Raw genomic sequence first — 24,384 nt, 5'->3', positions numbered from 1 at the left:
ATTTGGCCGGCAGCTATCATCTGCGCGCCTGGAAATGGTCCATCCTCTTCAATTGCCTGGAAATCCTCGATGCTGTCGTATCACCAAAAGAGTTTTCTGATCGTCGATGATTTCTCGGATTTCCGCAGTTCCGTGCGTTCGATGTTGCGCGAGTTGGGCGTCAAGGATGTGGACACCGCCGACACCGGTGAGCAAGCGCTGAAAATGTGTGCGCAGAAGTCCTACGATTTCATCCTCCAGGACTTCCACCTCGGTGACGGCAAGAAGAACGGTCAGCAGGTGCTGGAAGACCTGATGATGGAGAAGCTGATCAGCCACGAAGCGGTGTTCGTGATGGTCACGGCCGAGACCAGTCAGGCGATGGTGCTCAGTGCCCTGGAGCACGAGCCGGACGCGTACCTGACCAAACCGTTCAACCGCTCCGGCCTGGCTCAGCGGCTGGAGCGTCTGGAGCAGCGCAAGACCCTGCTCAAACCGATTCTGCAAGCCCTCGACCGTGGCAAACCGGTCGAGGTGCTCAATGCCTGCATCGCCCTGTGCAAACAGGACATCCGTTATTCGCCGCTGTGCCTGCGCTATCGCGCCGATGCGTTGCGCGACATGAACCAGAACGAAGCGCTCGAGCGCCTTTACGACGGCATCATCGCCGACCGGCCGTTGCCGTGGGCGTTTGCCGGGTTGGGCAAATTGCTGTTCAAGCGTGGGCAGGTCAGTCAGGCCAAGGGCGTTTACGAAAAAGCCCTGAAGGTCTTCCCGATGATGCCGGCGCTGTATGACGGCATGGCTGACGTGCTGGTCGCCGAAGGCGATACCAAAGGCGCGCAGCAAGTGCTGGAGGAAGCGATTCGCCTGTCGCCGCTGGCCGTGCGCCGTCAGGCGTTGCTGGGCAAGCTGGCGATGGCCAACGAAGATTTCGACACCGCTTCCCGGGCTTATCGCCAGGCGGTGAATCAGGGCGCGCAATCGCGCTTCAAGGATCCGGAAAGCAATCTCGGCCTGGCCCACGCGCTGATCAGCAAGGGCAGCGAACGCGGGCTCGACACCCGCACGCGTCTGGAGATCAACACCACACTGAGTGCGGTGGCGAAAGAAAACCCGACCGATCCGGGCCTGCAGATTCGCGCGCGTCTGATGAAGGCCACGAGCCTGTTGCTCAACGATGCCGAGACCGCCGAGAAGCTCACCGAACAAGCGCTGATGCGCCTCGACGGCATGGAACAGTTCATGAGCCCCGAGGCGGCACTGCTGGTCGCCAAGCAATTGCAGATGCTCGGCCAGGCCGAGGCGGGCACTTCGATGCTCAAGAGCTGTGCGGAAATCTACGGCGATGACCCGACGGTGATGAAAGACATCGCCAAGCTCACCGACGACCCGACTATTCTCAGCTCCAGCAACGCGGCCGCCGACCTCAACCGTCAGGGCGTGCGCGTGTACAAGACCGGCAACCTGGTGGAGGCCCGCGAGGTGTTCCGCAAGGCGCTGAAGATGCAACCGAAGAACATCAGTATCGCGCTGAACATGGCCCAGTCGCTGCTGCACGGCACCGACACCAATGTGCCGTCGGCGGAGCTGGAAGAATGTCGGGCCTGCCTTAAACTGGTGGGCATGATGCCCGATACCGACGCGCGTTATCCGCGTTATCAGAAGCTGAAAAGCAAGGCGTTTGGCGAATGAACCAAGACGAGCAGGCACTGGATTTTTCCACGGTGATCGCCTCCACCGTGCACGACATGAAGAACTCCCTGGCGATGCTGATGCAGGCCCACAGCCAATGGCTGGCGCGTCTGCCCGAGGCGCAGCGCCAAGGGGCGGAGCAGGGCGTGATCGACTTCGAGTTCGCTCACCTCAACGGCATGCTGGTGCAGTTGCTCGGGCTGTACAAGCTCGGGGTCAATCAGATGCCTTTGCAGCCGGCCTATCACGAGCTGGACGATTTCATCGAGGCGCAACTGGCGGCGCATCAGGAGGTGTTCGCCAGCCGTGGAATCATCGCCACTTACGAAGTCGATCCGCTCAGTCCCTTGGGCTTTTTCGACCGTGAACTGATCGCCTCGGTGCTGGGCAACTGCATCAACAACGCGATCCGCTACGCCCGTGAATCGCTGCTGATCACCGTCAGCGACGAAGCCGGTCAACTGGTGCTGAGCATCAATGACGACGGCGACGGTTACCCGGCCGAAATGCTCGAGCGTCAGTCCGATTACGTGCAGGGCATCAACCACAGCAGTGGCAGCACTGGGCTGGGTCTGTACTTCGCCGGACGCATCGCCGCGCTGCATCAGCGTAACGGTGTTGGCGGCCGGACCGAGATCCGTAATGGCGGCCCGTTGGGCGGCGGCGTGTTCAGTATTTACCTGCCCTGAATCACGGATTCATCGACCGGAGTTCTTTTTGTTGGCTGCTGCTTGATATTCCGAACAGCCGAAGCCTATTTTGTCCGGGTCGCCGTTCGCGGCTCGCACAATAACAAGGATTGCGTCATGACAACCGATGGCCAGCGTTCACTCGCGCAGCGATTGACGGGCATTGATGAGATTGAATGTGTCACGCCGGATTTGAACGGCGTGCCACGGGGCAAGGTAATGACCGCCGAGGGTTTCCTCGAAGGGCGGCGTTTGCAGTTGGCTCGGGGGGTGCTGCTGCAATGCATCATGGGCGGTTATCCCGCCGCGAAATTCTATGGCAGCGATGACGGCGATCTGGCGCTGGTGGCCGATCCTGCGCAAATCCATCCGTTGCCATGGAGTGAAGAGCCACGGGCCTTTGCAATCTGTGATGCCGACGAGCTGACCGGTGAAAGCTCCAACCTGTCGACCCGTGGCCAGCTCAAGAAAGTCATTGCCCGCTACGCAGCCCTCGGTCTGGCGCCGGTGGTGGCGACCGAACTCGAATTCTTTGTGTTCGCTCCGAACACCGACCCGACCCAGCCGTTCCAGCCGCCCGTCGGTCTCGACGGTCGTCGCGAGGACGGTCACTCGGCGTTCAGCGTCAGCTCCAATAACGGTCTGCGGCCGTTCTTCAGTGAAGTCTATAAATGCATGGCGGCCCTCGGTCTGCCGCGCGATACCTTCATGCACGAAATGGGCGTCAGCCAGTTCGAGATCAACCTGCTGCACGGCGATCCGCTGCTGCTGGCCGACCAGACCTTCCTGTTCAAACACCTGCTCAAGGAAGTCGCACTCAAGCACGGCTTGACCGTGGTGTGCATGGCCAAGCCGCTGGCGCACACGCCGGGCAGTTCGATGCATATTCACCAGAGCATCGTCGAGATCGGCAGCGGCAAGAATGTGTTCAGCGATGCGGACGGTCAGCCGACTGCGATGTTCCGCCACTTCATCGGCGGGCAGCAGGCGGGCATGGCTGACTTCACCGCGCTGTTTGCGCCGAACGTCAATTCCTACCAGCGCCTGTGCCATCCGTTTGCTTCGCCGAACAACGCTTGCTGGTCCCACGACAACCGCGCCGCCGGGCTGCGTATTCCCGCCAGTTCGCCGGTTGCCCGTCGGGTCGAGAACCGCTTGCCGGGTGCCGATGCGAACCCGTATCTGGCGATTGCCGCAAGCCTGGCCGCCGGCTTGTACGGCATCGAGCATGAGCTGGAGCCAAGTGAAGCGATTCAGGGCGAGTTCGACGTGCCGGACCATCTTTCGCTGCCGTGTACCTTGCACGCGGCGCTCGAACGTCTGAAGCGCAGCCAGCTTGCAAAGGAACTGTTCGGTACGGAGTTCATCGAAGGCTACATCGCTTCGAAGACCATGGAGTTGACCAGTTTCTTTGATGAAATCACTCCCTGGGAACGCCGTGTTCTAGCAGCCCAGGCCTGACGAAATGTCGCCGTCGGGCTATCGTTTGATAGCCCGATACTCACCGCAAGGAGCCGCTCGGAACGCCGATGCGCCAAATCTGGAAATCCTTTCGAGCGCTGTATTTCGCCTCGCTGATGATGTTGATCGGTTCGGGCCTTCTTTCTACTTATCTGGCTTTGCGTCTGGCTGCCGACCATGTCGACGGGTTGTGGGTCGGTGCGTTGATGGCGGCCAACTATTTCGGTCTGGTGCTGGGCGGCAAGATCGGTCACCGCCTGATTGCCCGGGTCGGCCATATCCGTGCCTACTCGGCGTGTGCCGGGATCGTCGGCGCGGCGGTGCTCGGTCATGGTCTGGTGGACTGGCTGCCGGCCTGGCTGGTGCTGCGGACCATCGTCGGCCTCGGCATGATGTGCCAATACATGGTCATCGAGAGCTGGCTGAACGAGCAGGCCGACGCCAATCAGCGCGGTCTGGTGTTCAGCGGCTACATGATCGCGTCGTATCTGGGGCTGGTGCTCGGTCAGCTGATTCTGGTCATGCACCCGGGCCTGGGCCTGGAGCTGCTGATGCTGGTCGCGCTGTGCTTTGCCCTGTGTCTGGTGCCGGTGGCGCTGACCCGGCGGATTCACCCGGCACCGCTGCATCCGGCGCCGATGGAGCCGCGCTTCTTTATCAAGCGCGTGCCGCAATCGCTCAGCACGGTGCTCGGGGCAGGGCTGATCATCGGTTCGTTCTACGGTCTGGCGCCGTTGTATGCCTCGCAGCAGGGGCTGTCCACCGAGCAGGTCGGTCTGTTCATGGGTAGCTGCATTTTTGCCGGGCTGGTGGTGCAATGGCCGCTGGGCTGGTTGTCCGACCGCTATGACCGGGCGCTGCTGATCCGCTGTTTTGCTTTCTTCCTGGCGATTGCCGCGTTGCCGCTGGCGATTCTGCCGCAGGTGCCGCTGGAGGTGCTGTTCGTGGTCGGCTTCCTCTGCTCGCTGGTGCAGTTTTGCCTGTACCCGTTGGCGGTGGCGTTCTCCAACGACCACGTCGAAGGCGAGCGCCGGGTGTCGCTGACGGCAATGTTGCTGGTGACTTACGGCGTGGGGGCGAGTATCGGGCCGCTGGCGGCCGGGGTGCTGATGAAACTGTTCGGGCCGCAGAGCCTGTATGCGTTCTTCACCTTTTTCGCGTTGGTGCTGGTGTGGCGGATCCGCCCGAAAGCCGTGACCAATCTGCACCAGGTCGACGATGCACCGCTGCATCACGTGGCGATGCCGGACAGCATGTCCAGTTCGCCGCTGGTAGCAGCGCTTGATCCGCGGGTTGACGAGCAGGTGGTGCAGGAGCAGATGCAGAATACGGTCGCTCCTGAACCGGAGCCAGAACCTGAACCAGAGCCAGAATCTGCCGCGCCCACCGACTCGACAGTCGAAGACGAGGGGCCGGACATCACTCCCGCCAAGCCGTGATCCGGGCATAAAAAACGGGCAGTCACCGCAGTGACTGCCCGTTTTTTATGCCTGCCGATCAGAGATCGTCTTTATCGAACCGACGCGCTTCGCGCTGCAGTTGATAAACGAAACGCTCGACGTTGCGGGCCGCCGGGCCGCTGATGTTGTGAAAGCGCAGGCCGGCGAAGGTGATGTTGAGCTTTTCTTCGAAGTGCAGGTAACGCAGCTCGACCGATACCGGTTGGTTGCCGAACAGCGGCGCGGCGATCAGGCGATCATAGACCTGGCCCAGTTGCAGGCGGTCAGTGATGTCGCCTTCGAAACGCAGCTTGCAACCGGTGGCAGAGATATCCAGCAGTTTGCCGCCGATCGGCGACTTGAGCTTTTCGCCACCCAGTTCGACGCTGACCAGGTCGGTCAGCTTCAGGGCGGCGCGGAAGGCATTGCGGCGCTGGTGATAAACCACTTCGGTAGGCAGGTCGCCGGTGTAGAAGCGGTCGCCGTCGGAATCCTTGATGCTCAGCGTCCCTGTGCATTCCCAGGCAATGCGCACGCCATCATGAAAACCCTCAACCTTGAACGGTTCGCCTGCTTCCAGAAAACGTTCGCCGTCGCGCGGGATCATCTCATCAAGCTTGATCGAACCGTTTTCGCGATCGACTTCAATCAGGTAGCTCTGGAAGCGCTGGCTGCGCTCGTGGAACGTAATGATCAGCGGATCGTGGCTCTCTTGCAGCTGGCGCAGATTGCTGGAGATCTCCAGGGGCGTGGTGAGCACCTTTGGGGGCTGCGGAGCGTCATCGTTGGACACGTTAAATCAATCTCCAGACAAAATTTGACTACGGCTGGCCAGTATTTTGCCAGCATGTTTCGCACGTTGATAGAGCGCAAGCATAGAAGAAAGCATCACGCCTGGCTGAGCGCGCGCGGTTTCTGCAGTTTGGAGAAGGTGCCACTGGCATCGTAGAGCGCGGGAGGCTCGCCGCCGGTGAGGATTTTCAGCTGATTGGCCGTGGCGGCCTGCTGCATGATGATCGACTGGCCGTTCTTGACGTTGGCTGCCTGGCACTGGGCAATCAGGTCGGTCAGGACATCGCTCTGGCTCAGCAACTGGTCGCCGATGCTCGACTGGCTGGCCAGTTGTTCCAGGCCTGCGCGGTCGAGGGACAGATTGAGACTGGCGAGAATTTCGCTGCGCTTGCGGCCATGCTGTTCGAGCAGAATGATCAATGCCTGTTTGCGCGCCAGAATTTCTTCCAGCAGAGGCATGTCGCGACCGTGCAAGGCGAGGGACTCGGTTTGCAGTAACTCCAGCAATTGTTGAGCTGGAGCAAAGTCGTCGGTGATCAGTTGCAATAAATTAGTGTCGTGCATGGCTGGCCTTGGGTTTTAAGCGTCCAAAAGCCTGGCGCTGACCGAGGCCTAGCGCTGGGCTTCGAAATTGAGCAGTTTGCTGGCTACACGGTTGCTGTCGACTTTGTAGCTGCCATCGGCAATCGCTGCTTTCAACTCGGCCACGCGGGCTTTATCGACGGCAGGCTGATCGCGCAGCTTGTCAGTGACCTTCTGCAACTGTTGAGCCTCATTGCTGAGGTGTACCGATTCCCCGCTTTTTGCGGTACTGGCCTGTTCGGCCGGGGTATTCAGCGGCGCGGAAGTGCCGGTTTCGGCGGTTTCCTTGGCGTTGCTGGTACGCGTACTGCCCGTAAGTGACGAGGAGCTGTTCAAACGGCTGAAATCGATGACCATGTTAAAAACCTCTGGGAATTTGGACGCTTGCCATGTTCTCGGCCATCCCCTGGAAAACTTTAGGCTCATTTAGCAATGAGCTTGCATGCGCCGTTGCAGATCCTGCTGCGGCACAGTTTAGGGAACAGCTCTGGTCAGCGCCAGTTTTCTGCTTGCGTACTCAGGGGCTTTTCAAATATCCGTTCATACAGCCGCTCACATCACCGCTACATGGCCGCTACATGGCCGTTCACATGGCAACTTCCACCTGGCCGGGCGCGATAACCTGCGCCTTGATAACCCGTTGGGAATTGAGGTTTTTCACCCGAATCTGTTCTTTCAGGCCACCGTTCGACAGGGCTTCGCCCGGCATGCGGACGGCGAGGGTGCCGCTGCGGGCGGTGATCACCACTTGATCGCCCTTGCGAACCACTTCCGCCTGTTCCAGATGCACCAGGGTGATGACTTGATCGGCTACCGTTGGTCGGGTCAATTTCTGCCCGATGGCTTCATCCACCGACGTCAGAAAACCCTGATTGATCGTGCTGACGTCGCGCTCGCGCAAGGTCACGTCCTGAGGCTCGATGATGCCGGCGCGTTTGAGTGGCCGCGTGGTGGTGACAATCTCGCGAAACAGGCGGACTTGAGCGGGCACGAACACCGTCCAGGGGGAGGCGCCTTCGCAGCGGACCTTGACCGTGACACGGCCCAGAGGGCGTGCCGGACTCTCCAGTGTCGCTGTCAATTCCTTGTCGCACATAGGCATGCGCATGCGGGGATCGAGCTGGTTGACCTCAATTTCATAACGGCCTTCCGTTTGACTGGTAGCCAGATAGTCTTCTACGGTGAATTCAAGAAAGCCCTGAGTGACGCCGATAAGCATGTCAGGCAAGGTAACCGCATCAGCACCGGCAGGGCTGCCAGCGAAAAAAAGGCAAACGGCGGACATCGCGCAAAGCCCTCTGCGGAGGGGAGATGTCAGGCGTCGGAAAAATGTCGTTTGAGCGTTCATACGAGTTAAAAAGCAAGCGCCGTGCCGTTTAGCAATGAATGTGCGTCGCAACAACACTTGGCGTTGGTGTAGGAGTCTGGGCATGGCTGGTGTAATGGATTCGGTGAACCAGCGCACGCAACTGGTGGGGCAGAATCGCCTGGAGCTGTTGTTGTTCCGTCTCGACGGCCAGCAGCTCTACGGGATCAACGTGTTCAAGGTTCGGGAAGTGCTGCAATGCCCGCAACTGACGGTGATGCCCAAGTCCAGTCCTGTCGTGTGCGGGGTGGCGAATATCCGGGGGGCGACCATTCCGATCCTTGATCTGGCGATGGCGACCGGCTCCGGTGCTTTGAAAGACAAGAACAGTCCGTTCGTGATCATCACGGAATACAACACCAAGACCCAGGGTTTCCTGGTGCGCTCGGTGGAACGTATCGTGAACATGAACTGGGAAGAGATCCATCCGCCGCCCAAGGGCACCGGGCGCGATCATTACCTGACCGCTGTGACTCGGGTCGACAATCAGTTAGTCGAAATCATCGACGTCGAGAAGGTGCTGGCGGAAGTTGCGCCGACCCCGGAAGCGATTTCGGTCGGCGTGGTGGATGTCGAGACCCAGAGCAAGGCGTTGTCGCTGCGGGTGCTGACGGTCGATGACTCGTCGGTGGCGCGCAAGCAGGTGACGCGTTGCCTGCAGACGGTCGGTGTCGAAGTGGTGGCGTTGAACGACGGCAAGCAGGCGCTGGATTACCTGCGCAAGCTGGTCGACGAGGGCAAGAAGCCGGAAGAAGAGTTCCTGATGATGATCTCCGACATCGAAATGCCGGAGATGGACGGGTACACCCTGACGGCCGAGATCCGCAGCGACCCTCGGATGCAAAAGCTTCATATCATCCTGCATACTTCGTTGTCGGGTGTGTTCAATCAGGCGATGGTCAAGAAAGTCGGTGCCGATGACTTCCTGGCCAAGTTCCGTCCTGATGACCTGGCATCCCGGGTAGTCGACCGGATCAAAGCAGCAGATATCAGCTAAGGGCCTTCTGCCCCTGGCGTTCAACACGATTTAAGAGGCGGCATCATTTGTCTACGGGTAATTTGGATTTCGAACAGTTCCGGGTCTTCCTGGAAAAAGCCTGTGGCATTTTGCTCGGTGAAAACAAGCAGTACCTGGTGTCGAGCCGTCTCAACAAACTGATGGAGCAGCAAGGCATCAAGTCCCTGGGTGAGCTGGTACAGCGCATCCAGACCCAGCCGCGCAGCGGTTTGCGCGAGCAGGTGGTCGATGCCATGACGACCAACGAAACCCTGTGGTTTCGTGACACCTATCCGTTTGAAGTCTTGAAGAACAAGGTGCTGCCCGAGGCCATCAAGGCCGCTCCCAACCAGCGTCTGCGGATCTGGTCGGCAGCCTGCTCGTCGGGTCAGGAACCCTATTCGCTATCGATGTCGATCGACGAGTTCGAGCGGACCAACATCGGCCAGTTGAAGATGGGCGTGCAGATCGTTGCCACGGATCTGTCCGGCAGCATGCTGACCAACTGCAAGACCGGCGAGTACGACAGCCTGGCGATCGGTCGCGGTCTGTCCGCCGATCGTCTGCAGCGCTACTTCGACCCGAAAGGGCCGGGGCGCTGGGTGATCAAGGCGCCGATCAAGAACCGGGTGGAATTTCGCTCGTTTAACCTGCTCGACAGCTATGCAGCGCTGGGCAAGTTCGACATCGTGTTCTGCCGCAACGTGCTGATCTACTTCTCCGCCGAGGTGAAGAAGGACATCCTGTTGCGCATTCACAGCACGCTGAAGCCGGGCGGTTATCTGTTCCTTGGCGCTTCCGAGGCGCTGAACGGTCTGCCGGATCATTACCAGATGGTTCAGTGCAGTCCGGGGATCATCTACCAGGCGAAGTGATCAAGACCGGCAACACAAGAAACGGGAGTCCTCAGGGGCTCCCGTTTTTTTATGCCTGAAGGTTTTGCCGGTGGCAGGTGGCGGCAGAAAAGCGGCATCCGGCGGAAACCGGTTGCCGCTTTTCTGGCATTGCCGCGTTGCCGGTTCCGCGCAAAGCCCCGTAATCCGGGGCTTTCTCAAACTGGCACGCCGCTTGCTATAACCCTGTTACGAAAAATCCGGTCACCTGAAGGTTCCCGACATGAGCATCAGCTTCGATAAAGCGCTCGGCATTCACGAAAAGGCTCTGGGCTTCCGCGCCCAGCGTGCCGAAGTGCTGGCCAACAACATCGCCAACGCCGACACCCCGAACTACAAGGCGCGGGATCTGGAGTTCTCCAAAGTGCTCGAAGCACAGAGCCAGAAGAACGCCAACGGCACCATCGCCCTGAACATGACCAACAGCCGTCACATCGAAGCTGAAGGCCTGGGCAATGGCGACGAGTCGCTGATGTATCGCACGCCGATGCAGCCGTCGATCGACCAGAACACCGTGGACGCCCAGCTGGAACAGTCGAACTACGCGGAAAACGCGGTCGGCTTCCAGGCCAGCTTCACCCTGCTCAACAGCAAATTCAAAGGGCTGGTCTCAGCCCTGCGCGGAGAGTAATCCATGTCCCTGTCCAGCGTTTTCAACATTGCCGGCAGCGGCATGAGCGCCCAGACCACCCGTCTCAACACCGTGGCGTCGAACATCGCCAACGCCGAGACCGTCTCGTCGAGCATCGACCAGACCTACCGCGCCCGTCACCCGGTATTCGCCACCATGTTCCAGGGCGGCCAGAGCGGCGGCAGCAATTCGCTGTTCCAGAACCAGGACGCAGCCGGCCAGGGCGTGCAGGTCATGGGCGTGGTCGAAGACCAGAGCAACCTCGAAGCGCGCTACGAGCCGAACCATCCGGCAGCCGACGCCAAGGGCTACGTCTACTACCCGAACGTCAACGTGGTTGAAGAAATGGCTGACATGATTTCCGCGAGCCGGTCGTTCCAGACCAACGCCGAAATGATGAACACCGCCAAAACCATGATGCAGAAGGTACTGACCCTCGGTCAGTAATAAGGGGCGACTGCCATGAGTGTTACCGATACCACCAGCAGCCTGACGATGAACGACATACTGGCCAACTCTTCGAAGAAGACCAGTAGCACGACCACCGGCGGCATCGCTTCGGCCACCAACAGCTCGACCGGCGGCCAGGCCCTGGGCAAGGACGCGTTCCTGCAACTGCTGGTAACCCAGCTGAAAAACCAGAACCCGCTCGACCCGCAGGACAACAGCGCATTCGTTGCCCAGTTGGCACAGTTCAGCAGCCTTGAGGGGATCACCACTCTCAACAGCACCGTCAGCTCGCTGGCCGGCAACTACAACTCGTCGCAAGCCCTGCAGGCTTCGTCGCTGGTTGGCCGCAACGTGATCGTGCAGACCAACACGGTTCAGCTGGACGATCCGAGCAAAGGCATGACCGGTTCGGTCACTGTTCCTTCGTCGATTGCCGGCGGCACCGTCTCCATCACCGACAGCAGCGGCACCGTTGTTCGCACCATCGATCTGGGCAGTCGCGCCGCAGGCGACGCGAGCTTCACCTGGGACGGCAAGGACAAGGACGGCAACTTGGTGAAAACCGGTACCTACACCGTTAAGGCCAACGCCTCGATCAACGGCACCGCGACCGACCTGGCGACCTACCTGCCAGCCACGGTCACCAGCGTGACGATCAGCCAGACCGGTGGCGAGCTGATGCTCAACCTGTCCGGCAAGGGCACCGTTGCCCTGTCCAAAGTACAAACCATTGGTATATAGAGCCGACTAACCGGCACAAAGGAGTGGAATATGTCTTTCAATATCGGCCTTAGCGGTCTCTATGCAGCCAACAAGCAACTGGACGTGACCGGCAACAACATCGCCAACGTTGCGACCGCCGGTTTCAAATCGTCCCGTGCAGAATTCGAAGACGTCTACTCGGCCACTCGCCTGGGTAGCGGCAGCAAGGTCATCGGTAACGGTGTGCGCCTGGCCAACGTTTCCCAGCAGTTCACCCAGGGCGACATCAACAACACCGGCAACGTGCTGGACATGGGCATCAACGGTTCGGGCTTCTTCACCCTGAGCAACAACGGCTCGATCTCCTACACCCGTGCCGGTACGTTCAAGGTCGACAAGGACGGCTTCATCACCAACACCGACTACACCTCGCGTCTGCAAGGCTACGGTGTGGATTCCAACGGCAAGGTCATCAACGGCGTGTTGACCGATCTGAAGATCGACACTTCGAACCTGGCGCCGAAGTCCACCTCGCTGGTGACCTCGACCATCAACCTGAACTCGACCGCTCCGGTGATCGACGACACAGCGGCGGCCGGCAAGTTCGACCCTAGCAAAACCGAGACTTACACCAAGTCGTTCAGCACCCCGATCTATGACAGCCAGGGTAACGCCCACGTCATGGACCAGTACATGGTGAAAACCGGTGCCAACACCTGGAAGGTCTACACCCTGGTAGACGGTCGTAACCCGGATGCTACCGGTAGCGATCCGAAAGTCACCGCACCTGTTGCTTCGACCATGACCTTCGACTCCACCGGTCAACTGACTCAGGTCAGCACGCCGCCTGCCGTGATCAGCAGCGACCTGAAACTCACTGGCTGGGTACCGGGTACTGTCACCAACGGCGTGTGGAAGGCCAACGGCGCTTCGGCGAACCCGGCTGGCATCACCATTTCGATGGCCAAGACCACTCAGTTCAACGCTGACACCGCGCGTTCGATCCCGACTCAGGATGGTTACGCTACTGGCCAGATCACCAACCTGACCATCGACGGTACCGGTACGCTGTTTGCCAACTTCAGCAATAACCAGAGCAAGGCCATCGGCCAGGTTGCGCTGGCGAGCTTCACCAACGAGCAGGGTCTTCAGCCGATTGGTGGTACCAGCTGGAAAGAGACTTACGCTTCGGGTATTCCGGGCTACGACGCGCCGGAGACCGGTACGCTGGGTTCGGTTGTTTCGAACTCGCTGGAGGAGTCGAACGTTAACCTGACCAATGAGCTGGTTGATCTGATCAAGGGTCAGAGCAACTATCAGGCGAACGCCAAGACCATTTCGACTCAGAGCACTATTATGCAGACCATTATTCAGATGACTTGATTCTGGGTTTTGGCTGGTTAAGGAGCCCCTCTTTTTGAGGGGCTTTTTTTTGGCTGCGGTTTGGGGTGTTTATCCGTTTCTGCGGGTGTAGCTTCTGGCGGTTTCGCCCTTACGGCGAGTCCCTTTGGCAAACGCCCCAAAGGAACCAAAGGTCTGGGCCCCTGCGTTCGGCACCTCGCTTTGGCTCGGTGTTCCTTCGTTCCGGGATTCATCCGGGGGCATCGCCTACGGTTTGCTTCGCTGCACCTCCTCTCGATGCATGCGGCTTCGCCGCACGGTCGCTGCGCTCCCACCCCCGGATAAATCCCTCCACTCAGCCTTCCGATGGGGCCGGCACGTCAAAAGCGGTACTCGAGCTAACGCTCATCGTGTTGAGTGGTGGGAAGCCAAAGCCAAAGCAGAAGAAGCAGCAGGAGTCGAGTTGCATGCTTTTTAAAACCCGAGTTCAAATCGGTATTTCACGTCGGCGTACCTCCCCAAAACACCTCGGTCAGTTCCCTCTCCCTCTGGGCGGTCCGACGTTTCGGGAGGGTTAGGGTGAGGGCGGCTTTTGCTTTTTGCGCGGGCAAAAGAAAACCCCCGACAAACCAGAAGTCTGTCGGGGGTTTCTCGGGTCAGGCGTTTTGCAACGCCCGATTCAGCTCAGCTTATTGGCAAGCTTCGCAATCCGGCTCGTCGATGGCGCAAGCCTTCGGTACTGGAGCCGGGCCGGCAGGGGCTGCCAGGACCGAATCGTCACCGTGGTTGCCGCCGCTGGAAACAGCGTTCAGCTTGCCGGTGTTGATGGTCGACTTCTCGGTGCTGGTTGCGGCCAGGGCACGGAGGTAGTAGGTGGTTTTCAGACCACGGTACCAGGCCATGCGATAGGTCACGTCCAGCTTCTTGCCCGATGCGCCGGCGATGTACAGGTTCAGCGACTGGGCCTGGTCGATCCACTTCTGACGACGGCTGGCGGCGTCAACGATCCACTTGGTGTCCACTTCGAACGCGGTCGCGTAGAGCTCTTTGAGTTCTTGCGGGATGCGCTCGATCTGCTGAACCGAACCGTCGTAGTACTTCAGGTCGTTGATCATGACCGAGTCCCACAGACCGCGAGCCTTCAGGTCGCGAACCAAGTACGGGTTGATCACGGTGAATTCGCCCGACAGGTTCGATTTCACATACAGGTTCTGGTAGGTCGGTTCGATCGACTGCGATACGCCGGTGATGTTGGCGATGGTAGCGGTCGGTGCGATGGCCATGATGTTCGAGTTACGGATGCCTTTCTGTACACGGGCGCGAACCGGTGCCCAGTCCAGGGACTCGTTCAGGTCGACGTCGATGTACTTCTGGCCACGTGCTTCGATCAGGATCTGTTGCGAATCCAGCGGCAGTACGCCTTTGGACCACAGCGAACCCTGGAACGTCTCGTACGAGCCGCGCTCGTCGGCCAGGTCGCAGGAAGCCTGGATCGCGTAGTAGCTGACCGCTTCCATCGACTTGTCGGCGAACTCGACGGCAGCGTCGGAGCCGTAAGGAATGTGCTGCAGGTACAGCGCGTCCTGGAAGCCCATGATGCCCAGGCCGACCGGACGGTGGCGGAAGTTGGAGTTCTTCGCCTGCGGTACCGAGTAGTAGTTGATGTCGATCACGTTGTCGAGCATGCGCACGGCTACATCGATGGTGCGCTTGAGCTTGGCGGTGTCCAGCTTGCCGTCGACGATGTGGTTCGGCAGGTTGATCGAGCCCAGGTTGCAGACCGCGATCTCGTCCTTGTTGGTGTTCAAGGTGATCTCGGTGCACAGGTTCGAGCTGTGAACAACGCCGACGTGCTGCTGCGGGCTGCGCAGGTTGCACGGATCCTTGAAAGTCAGCCATGGGTGGCCGGTTTCGAACAGCATCGACAGCATCTTGCGCCACAGGTCTTTGGCCTGGATGGTCTTGAACAGTTTGACCTTGCCTGGGTACTCGGTCAGGGCTTCGTAGTACTCGTAGCGCTCTTCGAAGGCCTTGCCGGTCAGGTCGTGCAGGTCCGGTACTTCGGACGGCGAGAACAGGGTCCACTTGCCGTCATCGAAGACGCGCTTCATGAACAGGTCAGGGATCCAGTTGGCAGTGTTCATGTCGTGGGTACGACGACGGTCATCACCGGTGTTCTTGCGGAGTTCGATGAACTCCTCGATGTCCATGTGCCAGGTTTCCAGGTAGGCACACACAGCGCCTTTGCGCTTGCCACCCTGGTTAACGGCCACGGCGGTGTCGTTCACCACTTTCAGGAACGGAACCACGCCTTGCGACTTGCCGTTGGTGCCCTTGATGTAAGAACCCAGTGCACGCACCGGAGTCCAGTCGTTGCCCAGGCCGCCAGCGAATTTCGACAGCATGGCGTTGTCGTGGATCGCGTGGTAGATGCCCGACAGGTCATCCGGCACGGTGGTCAGGTAGCAGCTCGACAGCTGTGGACGCAGGGTACCGGCGTTGAACAGGGTCGGGGTCGAAGCCATGTAGTCGAACGAGGACAGCAGGTTGTAGAACTCGATCGCACGGTCTTCTTTCTGCTTCTCTTCGATCGCCAGGCCCATGGCCACGCGCATGAAGAAGATCTGCGGCAGTTCGAAGCGCACGCCATCCTTGTGGATGAAGTAACGGTCGTACAGGGTCTGCAGGCCCAGGTAGGTGAATTGCTGGTCGCGCTCGTGGTTGATCGCCTTGCCCAGTTTTTCCAGGTCGAAGGAGGCCAGCACAGGGTTCAGCAGTTCGAACTCGATACCTTTGGCGACGTAGGCCGGCAGGGCCTTGGCGTACAGGTCGGCCATTTCGTGGTGAGTGGCGCTCTCGGCCACGCCCAGGAAGCCCAGGCCTTCGGCACGCAGGGTGTCCATCAGCAGGCGGGCGGTCACGAACGAGTAGTTCGGCTCGCGCTCGACCAGGGTACGCGCGGTCATTACCAGCGCGGTGTTGACGTCGTTCAGGGCCACGCCGTCGTACAGGTTCTTCAGGGTTTCGCGCTGGATCAGGTCGCCGTCGACTTCAGCCAGGCCTTCGCAGGCTTCGGTGACGATGGTGTTCAGGCGGCCCATGTCGAGCGGTGCGAGAGTGCCGTCGGCGCGGGTGATGCGGATCGACGGGTGCGCCTGTACCGGTTCTTCGGCGGTGGTGCGAACGGCGCGTTCCTTGGAACGGGCGTCACGGTAGATCACGTAGTCGCGAGCCACTTTCTGCTCGCCGGCACGCATCAGGGCCAGTTCGACCTGGTCCTGGATTTCTTCGATGTGGATGGTGCCGCCCGACGGCATGCGACGCTTGAAGGTCGCGGTGACCTGTTCGGTCAGGCGGGCAACGGTGTCGTGGATTCGCGACGAAGCGGCAGCGGTGCCGCCCTCAACTGCGAGAAACGCTTTGGTGATAGCGACGGTGATCTTGTCATCGGTGTAAGGAACGACAGTGCCATTACGCTTGATCACACGCAGTTGGCCAGGCGCGGTGGCAGCCAGATCCGAATTCGAATCGGCGGCCTGCGGCAAGGTGCCCTGCGGGTTCTCGCGAGTTGTGTCGGTTTGCATGGGTGTCTCCACGTTCTCTATGTTTGTTTGGGCACCATCACGGTGCCCACCGTTCCGTCCTGAAGCACTACAACCGGCAGTTGCCGGGTAACGACTTCGGGACAGTTCAGGAAGGGGGGCTTGTGGGCGCCGCTTCCATGCCGAAGTCTTCGGTTCGCGCGATACGCGTGAAACCGCATTCCTTTCGGGGAGCAGTTTGGGACTGCAACACCCGTACCGTTTACGCCGTGATCGGCTGAAAAACGGTAGCCATCCGCAGGCGCGGTTTGGGTTTCTGAAAATACGTTTGGTTCAACCCGACAATGGCAATAAAAAGCCTTGAATTCACTGTCCGGTTTGTGTTTGGTTTTTTGGCCTCAACCCCTACATGTAGGGTTTTTTCAAGCGCGGGCTACAAGATAATGCGTTTTGGGGGAGGATTGCAACGGACAGCCTGTGGATAACCCTGTGCGTAAATTGTGTGCGAAATGTCGAATTCACGTGTAGGCCGCGAACCTGCTGAGCTAGACCGTTTGTCACTGTTTTCTACCGCAAAAAAATGCTGCGGCGGAATTTTGAGGGCGCGAACCCTATCACAAAAATCCGCCTTGTCCGAACGCATTTACCGACTTGTGTTCTGGCTGTACGCCGTTTATACAATCGGCCCATGCGCACGCATTCTTATCCTCCTAAAAGATGACAAAAAGACGGGAGGATCCTTCCTTTATAAGCAGCATCGGCAAGCAGAGGTCACCCGTGGAGCAAGAAGCCTGGCAGGTATTGATAGTCGAGGACGACCAGCGTCTGGCCGAACTGACCCGTGAATACCTGCAAGCCAACGGATTGCGCGTGGAGATCGAAGGCAACGGGGCGCTGGCGGCGGCGCGGATCATCAAGGAACAGCCGGACCTGGTGATCCTCGACCTGATGCTCCCCGGCGAAGACGGCCTGAGCATCTGCCGCAAGGTCCGTGACCGTTACGACGGGCCGATCCTGATGCTCACCGCGCGCACCGATGACGCCGACCAGATCCTCGGCCTGGATCTCGGCGCCGACGACTATGTCTGCAAACCGGTGCGCCCGCGACTGTTGCTGGCGCGTATCCAGGCGCTGCTGCGACGCAGTGACACACCGGAGGCGCCGGCCGGCAATCCGCGTCGGCTGCAATTCGGCCCGCTGGTGGTGGACAACGCGTTGCGCGAAGCCTGGCTCAGCGACAGTGGCATCGAGCTGACCAGCGCCGAATTCGATCTGCTCTGGCTGTTGGTGTCCAACGCCGGACGGATCCTGTCCCGGGAAGAAATCTTCACCGCACTGCGCGGCATCGGTTACGACGGCCAGGATCGCTCGATCGATGTACGCATCTCGCGCATCCGCCCGAAAATCGGCGATGACCCCGATCACCCGCGCCTGATCAAGACCGTGCGCAGCAAAGGTTATCTGTTCGTGCCGGAAGCCTGCGTAGAACTGCCGCTGTGAATTCGATCTTCCTGCGCATCTATGGCGGCATGTGCGCGGCGCTGATTCTGGTGGCGGTGCTCGGCGTGCTGGCGCTGCACCTGCTCAACCAGGTGCGCAGCGAGCAATACCGCGAGCGTCTGGCCCACGGCACGTTTTCGCTGATGGCCGACAACCTGCAACCGATGAACGAAACCGAGCGTCATCGCGCCTTGCTGGTGTGGGAGCGCCTGCTCGGGATTCCGCTGGCGCTGAAGACCTTTGCCCAGACCGATCTCGACCTGACCCAGCGCACCCGGGTGCAGCGCGGCCAGGCGCTGGTCGAACAGACCGGCCCGCACGCGGCCAAGGTCTATCGGCTGGTCAGCGACAAGGATCAACTGGTGCTGGTAGGCGAGGTGCAGCAGATCAGCGAGCAGCTGGCCCGGGCGACCATTTACCTGTTGGCCGATGAACTGGTGCGGGTGCCCGTGGGCGAGCAGCCCAAACGACTGGCGCAGTTGAAAGAAGACAAAGGCTTCGGCTTCGATTTGCGGCTGGTCACGGTCAGCGATGCCGACATGGACGAAGACCAGAGCCGTCGGGTGTCCGAGGGCGATACGGTGATGGCGCTGGGCAAGGGCGGCGATTCGATCCGGGTGTTCGCCGGCATGGTCGGCACGCCGTGGGTGCTGGAAATCGGGCCGCTGTATCAGATGAACCCGTACCCGCCGGAATGGCTGGTGCTGATCGCCGCCCTCGGCCTGACTCTGATCGGCCTGATTGTCTATCTATTGGTGCGTCAGCTCGAACGGCGTTTGCGCGGGCTCGAAGCCGCCGCCACGCGCATCGCCAAAGGCAGCCTGGAAACCCGGGTGCCGGCCCGTGGTGCCGACTCGGTGGGCAAGCTGGCGGCGGCGTTCAACGGCATGGCCGAGCACTTGCAGCAGTTGCTCGCGATCCAGCGTGAACTGGTGCGCGCGGTGTCCCACGAATTGCGCACGCCGGTGGCGCGCCTGCGTTTCGGTCTGGAGATGATCGGCTCGGCCACCACCCCGCAGGCGCTGGAAAAATACCGCGAGGGCATGGACCACGACATCGAGGACCTCGACAAGCTCGTTGATGAAATGCTCACGTACGCCCGGCTGGAGCAGGGCTCGCCGGCGCTGACCTTCCAGCGCATCGATCTGGATGCACTGGTCAATCAGGTGATCGAAGAGCTGGCGCCTCTGCGCGCCGAAGTCACGGTGCAGCGCGGTCTGTGCCTGTCGGCGGCGGATTGCGATGACGCCTGGGTCGAGGCCGAGCCGCGTTATCTGCATCGGGCCCTGCAGAATCTGGTGAGCAACGCCATGCGCCATGCGCGCTCGAAGGTCACGGTCAGTTATCAGGTCGGGCAGATGCGCTGTCGGGTAGATGTCGAGGACGACGGCCCCGGCGTGCCGGAAACCGCCTGGGAGAAAATCTTCACGCCGTTCCTCCGTCTCGACGACAGTCGCACCCGGGCGTCCGGCGGGCACGGGCTGGGCCTGTCGATCGTGCGGCGGATCATCCACTGGCACGATGGCCGGGCGCTGATCGGCAAGAGCAAGAGTCTGGGCGGAGCGTGCTTCAGCCTGAGCTGGCCGAGGAGTCAGGAGCGGCGCTGATCTCGCATTGCTCAATGCTGACCCATTCGCGAGCAAGCTCGCTCCCACCCGCAAGCGCGCAGACCTGTGGGAGCGAGCTTGCTCGCGATAGGGCCATTCCAAACAGTACAAACCTTCAGGCAGGAATGCTGACCAGACTCAGCAACTGCCCGTCCTGCACGCCGAATTGCGCATCGAGCTCCGTGCCGTTGCGCCATTCGCTGGACAGGTCCGTCAGCAACCGCAGCCGTACCTGACCCTGTTCATTCCACTCCAGCACCTCGGCGTGTTCGAAGTAGAAGCGCTGCTGCACGATCGGGTACAGCGCCTTGAACAGGCTTTCTTTCACCGAAAAGGTCAGGGTCACCCAGAGCGCGATCTGATCCCGGGAACCGGCGGCCATGCGCTGCATTTCCGGCGGGGTCAGGATTTCTCCGGCCAGCCGCTCGGCGCGTTCGGCGTTGAGCAGGTTTTCCAGATCCATGCCCAGCCCGCGCCAGTGCTGTTTGTTGGCGACAATCGCTGCCGCACGGCCGGTGCTGTGGGTGATCGAGCCGCAGATGTGCGCCGGCCAAATGGGCGCGCGATCCTCGCCGATCGCCGGAACAGTGCTCGAGCCTTCCAACTGCTGCAACGCCGCCCGGGCGCAAATTCGCCCGGCGAGGAATTCCGCCTGCCGCTTGGCCACCGAACGCTGAATGCTCGGCGGCGGCTCGATGGCGCTGCGCCGGAAGTCATCGCCGAGCAATTGCGAAGGATCGAAATGGGTGCTCAGAAACACGGTGTCGGGCAACACCGTCGGCAGCGGCCAATGGGCATCGAGCGGGGTACAGCAGGCGGGGAGGAAAGGGCTGGCAGTCATGTCGGCATTTTGCCGGGTTGTCTTCGGGCTGGATAGTGCCGACATGATCGTTCCCACGCTCTGCGTGGGAATGCAGCCCGGGACGCTCCGCGTCCCTTCGCCGTGTGACGCAGAGCGTCACTGTATGCATTCCCACGCGGAGCGTGGGAACGATCAGCAACAGGGGTTCAGCCGAAAATCTTCTTCAAGAACGCCTGCATGTCCCCCCAGGATTTTTCATCGGCAGCCTTGTTGTAGCCGATATCCGGGCCACCGTGATCGCCGTGGCTCAAGCGATCCGCGTCAGGATTGCTGAACCCGTGCTTGGCACCGTCGAGGCTGACGAATTGATAGTCGGCGCCGGCCTTGTCCATTTCCGACTTGAACGCCGTGACGTTGTCCGGGGTGACCATGCTGTCCAGCGCGCCGTGTTCGACGAGGACTTTCGCCTTCACGCTGCCCGGCGTAGCCGGAGTCTTGGTGGCCAGCGCACCGTGAAAACTCACCACGCCGGCCAGCGGCACACCCTGACGTGCCGCATTCAGCACCACGCCACCGCCGAAGCAGTAACCGATGGCGGCGATTTTATCCTTGTCGGTCTGCGGCTGTTTCTTCAACAGATCCAGCCCGGCCTGAAAGCGTTTGCTGGCCGCATCGGCGTTCTGCGTGGCGGCTTGCATGAACGCCATCGCGTCTTTCGGGTGCTCGGTGTTCTTGCCTTCACCGTACATGTCGATGGCGAGCGCGCTGTAACCGAGCCCGGCGAGATCCCGGGCGCGGCGCTTGGCGTAGTCGTTCAGGCCCCACCATTCATGCACCACCACCACGCCGGGGCGCGGGCCCTTGATCGCGTCGTCGTAGGCGTAGTAACCGATCAGCTTCGTGCCGTCGGCACTCTGATAGGGAATTTCCTCGGTCTTGATCGCAGCCTGGCTGAGGCCGCTGAAGACAAGGAGGGCGAGGGTTAGAAGCAGGCGCATGATCGGGTCTCCGGACAATAAGGGGTCAAAACAGCCTAGTTCATTTCATTCAGGCGAGGTTCAGAGAGCGTTCAGGGGCGGTACAGGGGAGGGTCAGTAACCTTGCGCCATACCCGAAGAGCACAACTGAGGAACACTCAATGACTCGTTTGAACAAACTGCTGCTGGCTTTCACCGTCATGAGCGCAAGCATCGCTGCCCATGCCGACACCACCACCAACTTCGCCGGCCTGACCTTCGGCCAGACCAGCGACAAGATCAAGAAATCCAACGCCCTGAACGACAACCTCGGCCACCCGGACGCCACGGCGGCCATCGACGGCAACAACACCTACGGCCTGCGCCTGGGTCAGCAAAACAGCCAGGGTCGCTACTACGCCACCTACGACAACGTGTCCGGCTCGCACAATGGCATTAAACTGCGCCAGGAAAACCTGCTGGGCAGCTACGATCTGTTCTACCCGGTGGGCAGCAGCACCAAGCTGTTCGGTGGCGCCACGGCCGGTCTGACCAAGTTGACCCAGGATTCGCCAAGCTACAGCCGCGACAGTGACATCGGTTACGCCGTCGGCGGCCAGTTCGGTGTGCTGCAGCAAGTCTCGCAGAACACCTCGGTAGAACTCGGTTACCGTTACCTGCGCAGCAACGCCAGCACCGAGATGAAAGAGAGCGGCGGCAGCAAGCAAGGCTCGCTGGATTTGACCAGCAGCGCCCAGACTTACCTGTCGGCCAACTACGCTTTCTAAAGCACGGCTTGCACTAGCCCCTGTGGGAGCGGGCTTGCTCGCGAAAGCGGTCTGTCAGTCGACAACAATGTTGGCTGATACATCGCCTTCGCGAGCAAGCCCGCTCCCACAGGTGGTTGTCTGGAGATTTCGTTTTACCCGGGAGAAGGTTATGAAACTGTTGGTCGTCGAAGATGAAGCGCTGTTGCGCCATCACCTGCAAACCCGCCTGACGGAGAGCGGTCACGTGGTCGAGTCCGTGGCCAATGCCGAAGAGGCGTTGTACCAGACCGGGCAATTCAACTTTGACCTGGCGGTGATCGACCTTGGCCTGCCGGGCATGAGTGGCCTTGATCTGATCCGCCAGCTGCGCTCGGGCGGCAAGACGTTTCCGATCCTGATCCTCACCGCGCGCGGCAACTGGCAGGACAAGGTCGAAGGTCTGGCAGCCGGGGCTGACGATTATCTGGTCAAACCGTTCCAGTTCGAAGAACTCGAAGCGCGGCTCAATGCCTTGCTGCGCCGCTCCAGCGGTTTTACCCAGTCGACCATCGTCGCCGGCCCGCTGTTGCTGGACCTCAATCGCAAGCAGGCGACCCTCGACGAGCAACCGCTGGCGCTGACCGCCTACGAGTACCGGATCCTCGAATACCTCATGCGCCATCACCAGCAGGTGGTGCCCAAGGATCGGTTGATGGAGCAGCTGTACCCGGATGACGACGAGCGCGATCCGAACGTGATCGAAGTGCTGGTCGGCCGTCTGCGCCGCAAGCTCGAAGGCCCGGCCGGGTTCAAGCCGATCGACACCGTGCGCGGCCTCGGCTACCTGTTCAATGAGCGCTGCACTTGATCCGTTCCCTTCGCGTCCGGCTGATGCTCGCCGCCACCACCCTGGCGGTGTTGTTCATGCTCGCGTTGCTCCCGGCGATGCAGGGCGCGTTCAGCCTGGCGTTGCAGGACTCGATCGAGCAGCGGCTGGCGTCCGACGTCACCACGCTGATCTCCGCCGCGCGGGTTGAAAACAACCGCTTGATGATGCCGGCACAGTTGCCCGACGAGCGCTTCAACCTCACGGACAATCGCCTGCTCGGCTACATCTATGACCGCGAAGGGCATCTGGTCTGGCGCTCGAAGGGCACCCAGGAAGAGAAGATCAACTACACGCCGCGCTACGACGGCCTCGGCAACGAGTTCGCGCGGATCCGCGAAGCCAACGGGCAGGAATTCTTCGTCTATGACGTCGAAGTCAAACTGCTCGGCGGCAAAAGCGCAGCCTTCAGTATCGTGGCCCTGCAACCGGTGCGCGAATACGAAACCACCCTCGAAGGCCTGCGGGAAAATCTCTACCTCGGTTTCGGTGCGGCGTTGCTGGTGCTGCTGGCGCTGCTGTGGATCGGCCTGACCTGGGGCCTGAAAGCCTTGCGCCGGCTCAGCCAGGAACTCGACGAAATCGAAGGCGGAACCCTCGAAAGCCTCAGCGAACAGCACCCGCGTGAACTGTTGCGCCTGACCGGTTCCCTCAACCGCCTGCTGCACAGCGAGCGCCAGCAGCGCAGCCGTTACCGCGACTCCCTCGACGATCTGGCCCACAGCCTGAAAACCCCGCTGGCGGTATTGCAAGGCGTCAGCGAAGACATGGCCCAGCGCCCCGAAGACCGCGATCAAGCCTGGGTGCTGCAAACCCAGATCGAACGCATGAGCCAGCAGATCGGCTACCAGTTACAGCGCGCCAGCCTGCGCAAAAGCGGTCTGGTGCGCCATCAGGTACGCCTGCGCCCGGTGCTGCAAAGCCTGTGCGACACGCTGGACAAGGTTTACCGCGACAAACACGTGCGCGTCGCCTTCGATCTGCCGGAGCACTGTTACGTGCCGATCGAGCAGGGCGCCTTGCTGGAAATGATGGGCAACCTGCTGGAAAACGCCTATCGCCTGTGCCTGGGCGAAGTGCGCATCAGCGTGCGCGAAGGCCTGGACGGAATTGAACTGTGCATCGAAGACGACGGCCCCGGCGTACCACCGGATCAGCGCGCACGGATTCTCGAACGCGGCGAACGCCTCGACCGCCAGCACCCGGGGCAGGGCATCGGGCTGGCAGTGGTCAAGGACATCATCGAGAGCTACAGCGCCAAGCTGACTTTGGGGGATTCGCCGATGGGCGGGGCGGCGTTCAGAATTCATTTTCCGGCGGTGTGA

Annotated in this window: 22 protein-coding genes; 15 read left to right on the top strand and 7 right to left on the bottom strand. The window is 60.6% G+C overall.

The features are described 5' to 3' along the window. Positions 1 to 69 precede the first annotated feature (69 nt). The 4 genes from ABTV87_RS21995 to ABTV87_RS21980 all read left to right on the top strand — a co-directional run bounded on the left by ABTV87_RS21995 (position 70) and on the right by ABTV87_RS21980 (position 5,263). On the top strand, positions 70 to 1,674 hold the full coding sequence (locus ABTV87_RS21995) for a tetratricopeptide repeat-containing response regulator (protein WP_085607434.1): 1,605 nt from the start codon (positions 70 to 72) through the stop codon (positions 1,672 to 1,674). Continuing rightward, positions 1,671 to 2,363: a sensor histidine kinase gene (locus ABTV87_RS21990; RefSeq protein ID WP_007960318.1), complete on the top strand. Its 693-nt coding sequence runs from the start codon at positions 1,671 to 1,673 to the stop codon at positions 2,361 to 2,363. The genes ABTV87_RS21995 and ABTV87_RS21990 overlap by 4 nt, the downstream gene beginning before the upstream one ends. Positions 2,364 to 2,582: 219 nt before the next feature. Further along, entirely contained in the window at positions 2,583 to 3,824 is a 1,242-nt protein-coding gene (locus ABTV87_RS21985; protein WP_162831797.1) for a glutamine synthetase family protein, read from the top strand. A gap of 68 nt (positions 3,825 to 3,892) precedes the next feature. After that, on the top strand, positions 3,893 to 5,263 hold the full coding sequence (locus ABTV87_RS21980) for an MFS transporter (RefSeq protein ID WP_085607430.1): 1,371 nt from the start codon (positions 3,893 to 3,895) through the stop codon (positions 5,261 to 5,263). Positions 5,264 to 5,321: 58 nt separating this feature from the next. Here ABTV87_RS21980 and ABTV87_RS21975 read toward each other — a convergent pair whose 3' ends face one another. From ABTV87_RS21975 to flgA, 4 genes are all read right to left on the bottom strand, one after another. Next, positions 5,322 to 6,056, bottom strand: coding sequence for a flagellar brake protein (locus ABTV87_RS21975; protein WP_085607428.1), 735 nt, complete (start codon positions 6,054 to 6,056; stop codon positions 5,322 to 5,324). Positions 6,057 to 6,151: 95 nt separating this feature from the next. Then, entirely contained in the window at positions 6,152 to 6,619 is a 468-nt protein-coding gene (locus ABTV87_RS21970; RefSeq protein ID WP_007960323.1) for a flagella synthesis protein FlgN, read from the bottom strand. A gap of 48 nt (positions 6,620 to 6,667) precedes the next feature. Continuing rightward, positions 6,668 to 6,994, bottom strand: a complete 327-nt coding sequence (flgM, locus tag ABTV87_RS21965) for a flagellar biosynthesis anti-sigma factor FlgM (RefSeq protein WP_007960324.1) — start codon at positions 6,992 to 6,994, stop codon at positions 6,668 to 6,670. A 229-nt stretch (positions 6,995 to 7,223) separates the two neighbouring features. Further along, positions 7,224 to 7,985 (bottom strand): flagellar basal body P-ring formation chaperone FlgA, encoded by a 762-nt coding sequence (flgA, locus tag ABTV87_RS21960; RefSeq protein ID WP_081493604.1) that lies wholly within the window; start codon positions 7,983 to 7,985, stop codon positions 7,224 to 7,226. An 82-nt stretch (positions 7,986 to 8,067) separates the two neighbouring features. Between flgA and ABTV87_RS21955 the strand changes: the two genes are divergently transcribed. The 6 genes from ABTV87_RS21955 (at position 8,068) to flgE (ending at position 13,059) form a co-directional block, all read left to right on the top strand. Beyond that, the gene (locus tag ABTV87_RS21955) at positions 8,068 to 9,000 is read left to right on the top strand and encodes a chemotaxis protein CheV (protein ID WP_085607426.1); all 933 of its coding nucleotides are present in this window, start codon (positions 8,068 to 8,070) and stop codon (positions 8,998 to 9,000) included. A 47-nt stretch (positions 9,001 to 9,047) separates the two neighbouring features. After that, positions 9,048 to 9,875 (top strand): protein-glutamate O-methyltransferase CheR, encoded by an 828-nt coding sequence (cheR, locus tag ABTV87_RS21950; protein ID WP_085607424.1) that lies wholly within the window; start codon positions 9,048 to 9,050, stop codon positions 9,873 to 9,875. 241 nt (positions 9,876 to 10,116) lie between these two features. After that, a complete protein-coding gene (gene flgB / locus ABTV87_RS21945; protein ID WP_007960328.1) occupies positions 10,117 to 10,524 on the top strand; it encodes a flagellar basal body rod protein FlgB in 408 nt (135 codons plus the stop codon). 3 nt (positions 10,525 to 10,527) lie between these two features. Continuing rightward, positions 10,528 to 10,971 (top strand): flagellar basal body rod protein FlgC, encoded by a 444-nt coding sequence (flgC, locus tag ABTV87_RS21940; RefSeq protein WP_007960329.1) that lies wholly within the window; start codon positions 10,528 to 10,530, stop codon positions 10,969 to 10,971. A gap of 15 nt (positions 10,972 to 10,986) precedes the next feature. After that, a complete protein-coding gene (gene flgD / locus ABTV87_RS21935; protein WP_007960332.1) occupies positions 10,987 to 11,715 on the top strand; it encodes a flagellar hook assembly protein FlgD in 729 nt (242 codons plus the stop codon). Between the two features lie 30 nt (positions 11,716 to 11,745). Continuing rightward, complete coding sequence (gene flgE / locus ABTV87_RS21930) at positions 11,746 to 13,059, top strand: flagellar hook protein FlgE (RefSeq protein ID WP_262161770.1); 1,314 nt, start codon at positions 11,746 to 11,748, stop codon at positions 13,057 to 13,059. A 647-nt stretch (positions 13,060 to 13,706) separates the two neighbouring features. Here the strand turns inward: flgE and ABTV87_RS21925 are convergent. Continuing rightward, positions 13,707 to 16,601, bottom strand: coding sequence for a ribonucleoside-diphosphate reductase subunit alpha (locus tag ABTV87_RS21925; RefSeq protein WP_433898350.1), 2,895 nt, complete (start codon positions 16,599 to 16,601; stop codon positions 13,707 to 13,709). A gap of 735 nt (positions 16,602 to 17,336) precedes the next feature. Here ABTV87_RS21925 and ABTV87_RS21920 point away from each other — a divergent pair. Further along, complete coding sequence (locus ABTV87_RS21920) at positions 17,337 to 18,059, top strand: response regulator (RefSeq protein WP_085745108.1); 723 nt, start codon at positions 17,337 to 17,339, stop codon at positions 18,057 to 18,059. Continuing rightward, positions 18,056 to 19,666 (top strand): ATP-binding protein, encoded by a 1,611-nt coding sequence (locus ABTV87_RS21915; RefSeq protein ID WP_433898349.1) that lies wholly within the window; start codon positions 18,056 to 18,058, stop codon positions 19,664 to 19,666. The genes ABTV87_RS21920 and ABTV87_RS21915 overlap by 4 nt, the downstream gene beginning before the upstream one ends. A 115-nt stretch (positions 19,667 to 19,781) precedes the next feature. Here the strand turns inward: ABTV87_RS21915 and ABTV87_RS21910 are convergent, their stop codons facing one another. Both ABTV87_RS21910 and ABTV87_RS21905 read right to left on the bottom strand, forming a co-directional pair. Beyond that, the gene (locus ABTV87_RS21910; protein ID WP_433898348.1) at positions 19,782 to 20,507 is read right to left on the bottom strand and encodes a 4'-phosphopantetheinyl transferase family protein; all 726 of its coding nucleotides are present in this window, start codon (positions 20,505 to 20,507) and stop codon (positions 19,782 to 19,784) included. 167 nt (positions 20,508 to 20,674) lie between these two features. Then, entirely contained in the window at positions 20,675 to 21,466 is a 792-nt protein-coding gene (locus tag ABTV87_RS21905; RefSeq protein ID WP_433898347.1) for a dienelactone hydrolase family protein, read from the bottom strand. A gap of 140 nt (positions 21,467 to 21,606) precedes the next feature. Here ABTV87_RS21905 and ABTV87_RS21900 point away from each other — a divergent pair, with 140 nt between their 5' ends. The 3 genes from ABTV87_RS21900 to ABTV87_RS21890 all read left to right on the top strand — a co-directional run bounded on the left by ABTV87_RS21900 (position 21,607) and on the right by ABTV87_RS21890 (position 24,384). Continuing rightward, positions 21,607 to 22,212: a hypothetical protein gene (locus ABTV87_RS21900; RefSeq protein ID WP_007957751.1), complete on the top strand. Its 606-nt coding sequence runs from the start codon at positions 21,607 to 21,609 to the stop codon at positions 22,210 to 22,212. 151 nt (positions 22,213 to 22,363) lie between these two features. After that, positions 22,364 to 23,041 (top strand): response regulator transcription factor, encoded by a 678-nt coding sequence (locus ABTV87_RS21895; RefSeq protein WP_011335499.1) that lies wholly within the window; start codon positions 22,364 to 22,366, stop codon positions 23,039 to 23,041. Next, entirely contained in the window at positions 23,038 to 24,384 is a 1,347-nt protein-coding gene (locus ABTV87_RS21890; protein WP_085607411.1) for an ATP-binding protein, read from the top strand. Before ABTV87_RS21895 ends, ABTV87_RS21890 begins: the two co-directional genes overlap by 4 nt.

It is taken from the genome of Pseudomonas sp. PSE1(2024), assembly GCF_050990555.1.
Classification (GTDB): Bacteria; Pseudomonadota; Gammaproteobacteria; order Pseudomonadales; family Pseudomonadaceae; genus Aquipseudomonas; species Aquipseudomonas aphyarum.
Note: the sequence above shows the minus strand (reverse complement) of the source record. Positions and strands in the feature narration are given on the sequence as shown.

Bases quoted from the DNA above. Each gene is read 5' to 3' on its own strand.
- ABTV87_RS21995 (WP_085607434.1), top strand. From the start codon at position 70: ATGCTGTCGTATCACCAAAAGAGTTTTCTGATCGTCGATGATTTCTCG.
- ABTV87_RS21990 (WP_007960318.1), top strand. From the start codon at position 1,671: ATGAACCAAGACGAGCAGGCACTGGATTTTTCCACGGTGATCGCCTCC.
- ABTV87_RS21985 (WP_162831797.1), top strand. From the start codon at position 2,583: ATGACCGCCGAGGGTTTCCTCGAAGGGCGGCGTTTGCAGTTGGCTCGG.
- ABTV87_RS21980 (WP_085607430.1), top strand. From the start codon at position 3,893: ATGCGCCAAATCTGGAAATCCTTTCGAGCGCTGTATTTCGCCTCGCTG.
- ABTV87_RS21970 (WP_007960323.1), bottom strand. From the start codon at position 6,619: ATGCACGACACTAATTTATTGCAACTGATCACCGACGACTTTGCTCCA.
- flgM (WP_007960324.1), bottom strand. From the start codon at position 6,994: ATGGTCATCGATTTCAGCCGTTTGAACAGCTCCTCGTCACTTACGGGC.
- flgA (WP_081493604.1), bottom strand. From the start codon at position 7,985: ATGAACGCTCAAACGACATTTTTCCGACGCCTGACATCTCCCCTCCGC.
- ABTV87_RS21955 (WP_085607426.1), top strand. From the start codon at position 8,068: ATGGCTGGTGTAATGGATTCGGTGAACCAGCGCACGCAACTGGTGGGG.
- flgB (WP_007960328.1), top strand. From the start codon at position 10,117: ATGAGCATCAGCTTCGATAAAGCGCTCGGCATTCACGAAAAGGCTCTG.
- flgC (WP_007960329.1), top strand. From the start codon at position 10,528: ATGTCCCTGTCCAGCGTTTTCAACATTGCCGGCAGCGGCATGAGCGCC.
- flgD (WP_007960332.1), top strand. From the start codon at position 10,987: ATGAGTGTTACCGATACCACCAGCAGCCTGACGATGAACGACATACTG.
- flgE (WP_262161770.1), top strand. From the start codon at position 11,746: ATGTCTTTCAATATCGGCCTTAGCGGTCTCTATGCAGCCAACAAGCAA.
- ABTV87_RS21925 (WP_433898350.1), bottom strand. From the start codon at position 16,601: ATGCAAACCGACACAACTCGCGAGAACCCGCAGGGCACCTTGCCGCAG.
- ABTV87_RS21910 (WP_433898348.1), bottom strand. From the start codon at position 20,507: ATGACTGCCAGCCCTTTCCTCCCCGCCTGCTGTACCCCGCTCGATGCC.
- ABTV87_RS21905 (WP_433898347.1), bottom strand. From the start codon at position 21,466: ATGCGCCTGCTTCTAACCCTCGCCCTCCTTGTCTTCAGCGGCCTCAGC.
- ABTV87_RS21900 (WP_007957751.1), top strand. From the start codon at position 21,607: ATGACTCGTTTGAACAAACTGCTGCTGGCTTTCACCGTCATGAGCGCA.
- ABTV87_RS21895 (WP_011335499.1), top strand. From the start codon at position 22,364: ATGAAACTGTTGGTCGTCGAAGATGAAGCGCTGTTGCGCCATCACCTG.